Origin of the sequence: Azospirillum sp. TSH64 (genome assembly GCF_003116035.1) — a bacterium.
In the GTDB taxonomy this organism is placed as follows: Bacteria; Pseudomonadota; Alphaproteobacteria; order Azospirillales; family Azospirillaceae; genus Azospirillum.
This window is the reverse complement of the sequence record NZ_LGQW01000015.1, coordinates 2,368,120-2,374,549: the sequence shown is the minus strand read 5'-3', so window position 1 is coordinate 2,374,549 and position 6,430 is coordinate 2,368,120. Positions and strand designations below refer to the sequence as shown.

At 68.1% G+C, this 6,430-nt stretch carries 4 protein-coding genes; 3 read left to right on the top strand and 1 reads right to left on the bottom strand.

Translation table 11 applies throughout. From position 1 onward, the window contains the following. Window positions 1–170: 170 nt before the first annotated feature. Window positions 171–1,835, bottom strand: coding sequence for a septum formation initiator (locus tag TSH64_RS12260; protein ID WP_109445338.1), 1,665 nt, complete (start codon window positions 1,833–1,835; stop codon window positions 171–173). Between the two features lie 216 nt (window positions 1,836–2,051). Between TSH64_RS12260 and TSH64_RS36615 the strand changes: the two genes are divergently transcribed. The 3 genes from TSH64_RS36615 (at window position 2,052) to TSH64_RS12245 (ending at window position 6,375) form a co-directional block, all read left to right on the top strand. After that, window positions 2,052–3,758 (top strand): methyl-accepting chemotaxis protein, encoded by a 1,707-nt coding sequence (locus TSH64_RS36615; RefSeq protein WP_109445337.1) that lies wholly within the window; start codon window positions 2,052–2,054, stop codon window positions 3,756–3,758. A 131-nt stretch (window positions 3,759–3,889) separates the two neighbouring features. Continuing rightward, on the top strand, window positions 3,890–5,566 hold the full coding sequence (locus tag TSH64_RS12250; protein WP_109445336.1) for a methyl-accepting chemotaxis protein: 1,677 nt from the start codon (window positions 3,890–3,892) through the stop codon (window positions 5,564–5,566). A 125-nt stretch (window positions 5,567–5,691) separates the two neighbouring features. After that, the gene (locus TSH64_RS12245) at window positions 5,692–6,375 is read left to right on the top strand and encodes an orotate phosphoribosyltransferase (RefSeq protein WP_014247028.1); all 684 of its coding nucleotides are present in this window, start codon (window positions 5,692–5,694) and stop codon (window positions 6,373–6,375) included. The last annotated feature ends 55 nt before the right edge of the window (window positions 6,376–6,430 follow it).

The following is a 6,430-nucleotide window of genomic DNA, read 5'->3' as shown; positions in this document are numbered from 1 at the left end:
TGCAGACCCGCCAGCAGCTGGGCACCATCGCCCTCTCGCTCGCCAACCAGTCGCAGCAGTCGATCCTGCGTCTGTTCTGATCCGGCACAGCGATCCGACACATGGAAAGGGGCGCCCCCGCCGGGGCGCCCCTTTCCGTTTCCGGGCTTTCCAACTCCGGCAGGCGCCGGTCACCGCGGGCGCAGGCTCTCCGCGATCAGCGCACGGGCATCGGCCGCCAGCGCGGCGCGGCCCTCGCCCCGCGTGTACATCATGTGGCCGCCGGGATGCACCGTCACCGCGACCCGGCCGCGTTCGCCTTCCGGCAGTTCCAGCCTCGACGCCACCCAGCGCGAGGCCATGTAGGGCGTGATCAGGTCGGTGCGGCCATGGACGATCAGCACCCGCAGCGCCGGCTGGAGGGTGAGTGCGGTTTGCAGCGCGTCCACCGCGCTCGGCACCGACATGCGCGGCCACTCCCAGTTCCGGTTCACCCGGTCGCTGAGCAGCCGGTAGGGCTGCTCCGTCCCCACCGCCAGCGCATCGTGGGCATAGGCGGCGAAAGCCGTGGTATAGGTCGGCACCGTGCCCTTCAGGAAGGGATCGAACGGCACGCGCGGCGCACCCGGATCGGGATCGGGAGCGGTGAAGGTGCCGTCATAGATGCTGAGGATGCGGCCGCGGTCGCGCAGAAGCTCACGGGTGAAGACACCCATCGGCACGCGCCCGCGCTGGCGCCGCACCGTCTCCACCGGCAGGCCGGTGATGCGCGCCACCTCGGCGAAGACATCCTGCGCGGCATCGAGCCGTCCGTAGTCGAGACCGGCCAGCCCGGTGAGATAGGGACCGAGGGCGAAGCGCTCCGCCGCTTCCGCCGCCTGTTCGGGCGTGCCGGAGGTGCGGCCGAGCGCCGCGGCGGAGGCCGCCATCGACGGCAGCTTCCAGGCCGGGCCGAGGATGCCGTCCTCGTCGATGGCGGCGAAATCGACGACGGGGGAAACCAGGATGAGCCCGTTCACCGCGAGCCCGACCTGATCGATCAGCTCGTCCGCCATCTTCGCGATGCGGAAACCGCCGTAGCTCTCCCCCGCCAGGAAGGTCGGCGACGACCAGCGGCCGTTCCGGGTCAGCCAGAGCCGGACGATCTCGGCCATCGACCGCGCATCGCCGTCCACCGACCAGAAGCGCTTTTCCGTCTCGTCGGGCTTCACCGCGCGGCTGTATCCGGTGCCGACCGGATCGATGAAGACCAGATCGGTGAAGGCCAGCCAGCTGTCGGGATTGTCGACCAACGGGGCCGGCGGCGGCGGCAGAGCCCCGTCCGGACCGAAGGCGACCACCTTCGGACCGGCGGCACCCAGATGCATGTAGGCCGACGCCGCCCCCGGCCCGCCGTTGAAGACGAAGGTGACCGGGCGCGGACCGGCGGCCGGCGTCTTAAGATCGGCGGTGTAGGTCACCGTGAAGATGCGCGCCGCCAGCTCCTCCCTGGCGCCGTCGCGCAGCGGCAGGAACTCCGCCGTCGCGGTGTAGGCCAACGCACCGCCCGGCAGCGGCAGGCTGTGGCTGGTCACGCTGCGCTGCGAATCGAACCCCCGGAGGTCGTCCGTTTTCACAGCATCGGCCTTTGCGGCTTCAGACTTGGCCCCTTCTGACTTGCCCCCTTCTGACTTGGCGGCCGTCGATCCGGCGTGTTCCGGCCGGTCCTGCTGGGCGCCCCCATCCGCATCGGCTGCGAACGCCGGCGCCGGAAACAGCAGGGCCGGGAGCAGGGCCATCGCCAGCAGACGCGACAGGCTGCGGTTGCGGCGGGACGTGGGCAGGGACGTGGCCAGGGGCAGGGGCAGGGGCGGCATCGGCAAATCCAGGGCGGTTTTCCGGATCGGTCTCCGGGCCTCGCATATTGCGGCGGCGGCTTCGATCCGCAACCCGCACATTTTTGCGCAGGCTTGCGCCGGCCGCCTTGCCGGGCAGGCTTAAAAGCACATGTTGAGTAACCCAAAAAGGTAACGATTTTTGGGGTAAGGTCTGATTATTGCCCATGCGGGCCAACTCTGACGGGATGCGCCGATATGTTTCTTCCACGGCACGCCACGATTCGCACACGTTTGTTTCTCGGCTTCGGCGTGGTTCTTGTCCTTCTGATCAGTCTGACCGTCATCGGGGTCCGCGAGGTGCGGAAAATCGACGCCGACCTCACTCGGATCAACGAGGTCAACAGCGTCAAGCAGCGCTATGCCATCAACTTCCGCGGCAGTGTCCACGACCGGGCCATCGCCCTGCGCGACGTGGTGCTGACCACCGACCCGGCGATCCTGTCGCTGGTGCTGGCCGACATCGACCGGCTGGCAGCCTATTACGAGGAGTCCGCCAAGCCGCTCGACGCCATGTTCGCCGCAATGGCCGACATCGAGCCGGAGGAACGGCAGTTGCTGACCGGCATCAAGGAGATCGAGGCGAAGAGCCTGCCGGCGATCAAGGCCGTCATCGCCGCCCGCAAGGCGAACGACATGGCCGCTGCGCAGAAGGGGCTGATGCAGGACGCCCGCCCGGCCTTCACCGAATGGTTGAAGCGCATCAACGCCTTCATCGACCTGCAGGAGCGCAAGAACCAGACCATCGCCGCGCGTGCCCGCGATGTCGCCAAGGGCTTCCAGACGCTGATGCTGTCGCTGTGCGGCGCCGCCCTGCTGATGGCCGGTGCCTTCGGCCTGTGGACGGTCGCCGCCCTGCGTCCGCTGCGGCGCCTGACCAACGCCATGCTGACGCTGGCGCGCGGCGATCTGACCGTCACCGTCCCGGCATCGGATTCCAAGGACGAGATCGGGCAGATCACCGGTGCGGTCGAGGTGTTCAAGGCCAACGCGGTGGAGGCCGATGCCTTCCGCCGCCGCCAGGCCGAGGCGGAACATGCCGCCGAGGAGCGCAAGCGCGCCGAGATGGCCGCACTGGCCGACCGGTTCGAGAACGAGGTGAAGGGCGTGGTCGACAGCGTCGCCTCCTCCTCGACCGAGGTGCGGGCGCTGGCGAAGTCGCTGGCGACCACCGCCGACCATACCGAGACCCAGGCGACCACCGTCGCCGCCGCATCGGAGCAGGCATCGGTCAACGTCCAGACCGTGGCCGCCGCCGCGGAGGAACTGGCCGCCTCCATCTCCGAGATCGGCCGCCAGATCGGCGAAAGCAGCCGCAAGGCCAAGCAGGCCGCCGACCAGGCCGACGGCACCAACCGCATCGTCGACGGCCTGTCGTCCAAGGCCAACCAGATCGGCGACGTGGTGAACCTCATCAATTCCATCGCCGGGCAGACGAACCTGCTGGCACTCAACGCCACCATCGAGGCGGCACGGGCGGGAGAGGCGGGCAAGGGCTTCGCCGTCGTCGCCAGCGAGGTGAAGAGCCTCGCCAACCAGACCGCCAAGGCGACCGGCGACATTTCGCAGCAGATCGCCGAGATCCAGACGGCCACCGCCGACGCGGTGGAGGCGATCCAGAGCATCGCCGCCACCATCGGCGAGGTGAACGTCATCGTCGGCACCATCGCCCAGGCGGTCGACGGACAGAACGCCGCCACCATGGAGATCGCCCGCAATGTCCAGCAGGCGGCGGCCGGCACCAACGAGGTCTCGTCCTCGATCGGCGGCGTGCTCCAGGCGGCCTCCGAAACCGGCAGCGGCGCATCGCGCCTGCTCTCCTCGTCCGGGGAGCTGTCGAAGCAGGCGGAACTGCTGCACACCCAGGTGGACCGGTTCCTGGGAAGCGTGCGGGGCAAGGTCTGACGAAATGCGCGAACGGCCGGGCGTTCGCGCAACACCCCGAAAAACCCCTATAGGAATCAGCATATAAAATTGCCTATCCTGCACGGATGATGCGTCAATCCCATTTTGCGTACCAATGAAGGGTTGTGCAGATGTCCGTCCTGACCCTGTCCCGGAAATTGTCTCTGCTGCCTTTGTCCTTCGCCTTGGCATTGCTGGTCGTGGGGGGTGTCGCCGTCTCGGCGCTCTCCGTCGTCGATGGGGCGAACCGTCAGGTTCTGATCACGGGAGAAGCCCTGTCGAACCATCAGGCTGGCGACATGATGCACGACGCCCTGCGTGCGGACGTGCTTGCCGCTCTTCTGACCGGCCCGGACGGCGCGGAAGCGGAGCGGGACGAGGTCCGAAAGGATCTCAAGGACCATGCCGACACGTTTCGCGAAGCGTTGAGCGCCAACCGGCACCTTGCCCTCAGCCCCGCCATCGGCAGGGGGCTGGATGAACTGCTGCCCGAGATGGAGGAGTACATCCGGGCGGCGGAGGGGCTGTTCGCGGTGGCGCTCCGCGACAGGGCGAAGGCGAAGGAGGGGCTTGCCGGCTTTCTGGAGCGTTTCCATCGGCTGGAGGAGCGCAACGAAGCCCTGTCCACCTTGATCCGGGCGGAAAACCAGGCGAGCAACGGCGATTCGGCCAGCATCACGGCCTACGCCTATGTGCTGATCGGCGTGGTGACCGCACTGGCCATCGGCGGATCGGCCCTGATGGCGCTTGTGATCGGCCGCTCGATCGTCCGGCCGCTCGACCGCGCCGCGGACGGAATCGCCGAGATCGGGCGCGGACGACGCGATATTGCCTTGAAGCATCCGGTGGACGATGCCATCGGCCGGGTGACCGCGGCCGTGATGCTGATGCAAAGCCAAGCAAGCGATCTCGACCGCCGCCGGGCCGAGGAGGAGACGCGGCGGGACGAGGAGCAGCGCAAACTTGCCGCCCTGAACGACGCCACGCAACGCTTCACCCAGCAGACCGAGATCATCCTGAGCGGGCTGGGCACCACCAGCGAACAGCTTCAATCCACCGCCGGCACGATGTCGGAGGACGCAGGCCGCGCGGCGGACGAGGTCGGACATGTGCGCGGGCATGCGGACGCTGCGAGCCGCATCGTGAGCGACGCCGCCGCCGGCGCCGATGGGTTGGGAGCCCTCATCGACGAGGTGGGCCGTCACAGCGGGAAGGCCGCCCGGATGACCGCCGATGCCGTCCAGCGGACCGATGAAGCCGCGGGCCGCATCCGCGAACTGGCCGAGGCGTCGCGGCGGATCGGCGAAGTGGTCGGCCTGATCAATTCGATTGCCAGCCAGACCAACCTGCTGGCATTGAACGCCACCATCGAGGCGGCGCGCGCCGGGGAGGCCGGCAAGGGCTTCGCCGTGGTCGCCAGCGAGGTCAAGAGCTTGGCGGGCCAGACCGCGCGTGCGACCGATGACATCCAAAGCCAGATCGCCGGCATCCAGACCATCGTGGACGAAGCGGTCCATGCCATGGACGGGGTTTCCCGGACGGTGGATGCGGCCCGGGACAGCGGGGCGGCCATCGCGGATGCGGTGTCGCGCCAATCGGACGCGGCGGAGGGTATCCTGCGGGCGATGAAGGACGGGTCGGGCGCGGTGACGGCGATGTCCGGCATGCTGGGCGACGTCCACGATGTCATTGTGCGGACCGACCGCACCGCCGGCGAACTGGCCGGGGCCGCGGCCAAGCTGCGCCGGGAGATGCAGCAGCTGCGGACGGATGTCGACACCTACACCCGCACCGTGCGGACAGCCTGACAGCAAATGCCGAGTTCCTGACGGGATGAGCGGGGAAGGATGGTCGGGAATTGCGAATCGCGCCCTCCCCCGCTACACAATGGGCATCCGCGCGATGCCATCCCGTTTTCCGGAGCCCTTCTTCCATGTCGACCCTGCCCGATCAGGCCACCATCGCCGCCACCGCGGCCAAGATCCTGCTGGAGATCAAGGCGCTGCACTTCAACGCCGAGACGCCCTTCATCTTCACCTCGGGTTGGGCCAGCCCGGTCTACACCGACTGCCGCCGCATCGTCTCCTTCCCGCGCGCCCGCAAGGCGCTGATGGATTTCGCCGTCGCCACCATCGAGCGCGAGATCGGCTATGAGGCCATCGACGCGGTGGCGGGCGGCGAGACCGCCGGCATCCCCTTCGCCGCCTGGATCGCCGACCGGCTGGAACTGCCGATGCAGTATGTGCGCAAGAAGCCGAAGGGCTTCGGCCGCAACGCCCAGATCGAAGGTTTGCTGACCGAGGGGCAGCGCGTCCTGCTGGTCGAGGATCTGGCGACCGACGGCAAGAGCAAGGAGAACTTCGTCACCGCGCTGCGCAACGGCGGCGCCCAGGTGACCGACACCTTCGTGATCTTCCACTACGGCATCTTCCCGCAGTCGAAGGTCAACATGGACGCCATCGGCGTGCGCCTGCACGCGCTGTGCACTTGGTGGGACGTGCTGAAGGTCGCCCGCGACAACCGCTATTTCGACGAGAACACCCTGTCGGAAGTCGAGAAGTTCCTGAACGATCCGGTCGGCTGGTCGTCCGCCCATGGCGGCAAGTCGAGCATGTGACGCAAGACGGGGGGCGGTGGAGCAGCAGCCGCCCCCCGCGGTTGTCAGGCGGATG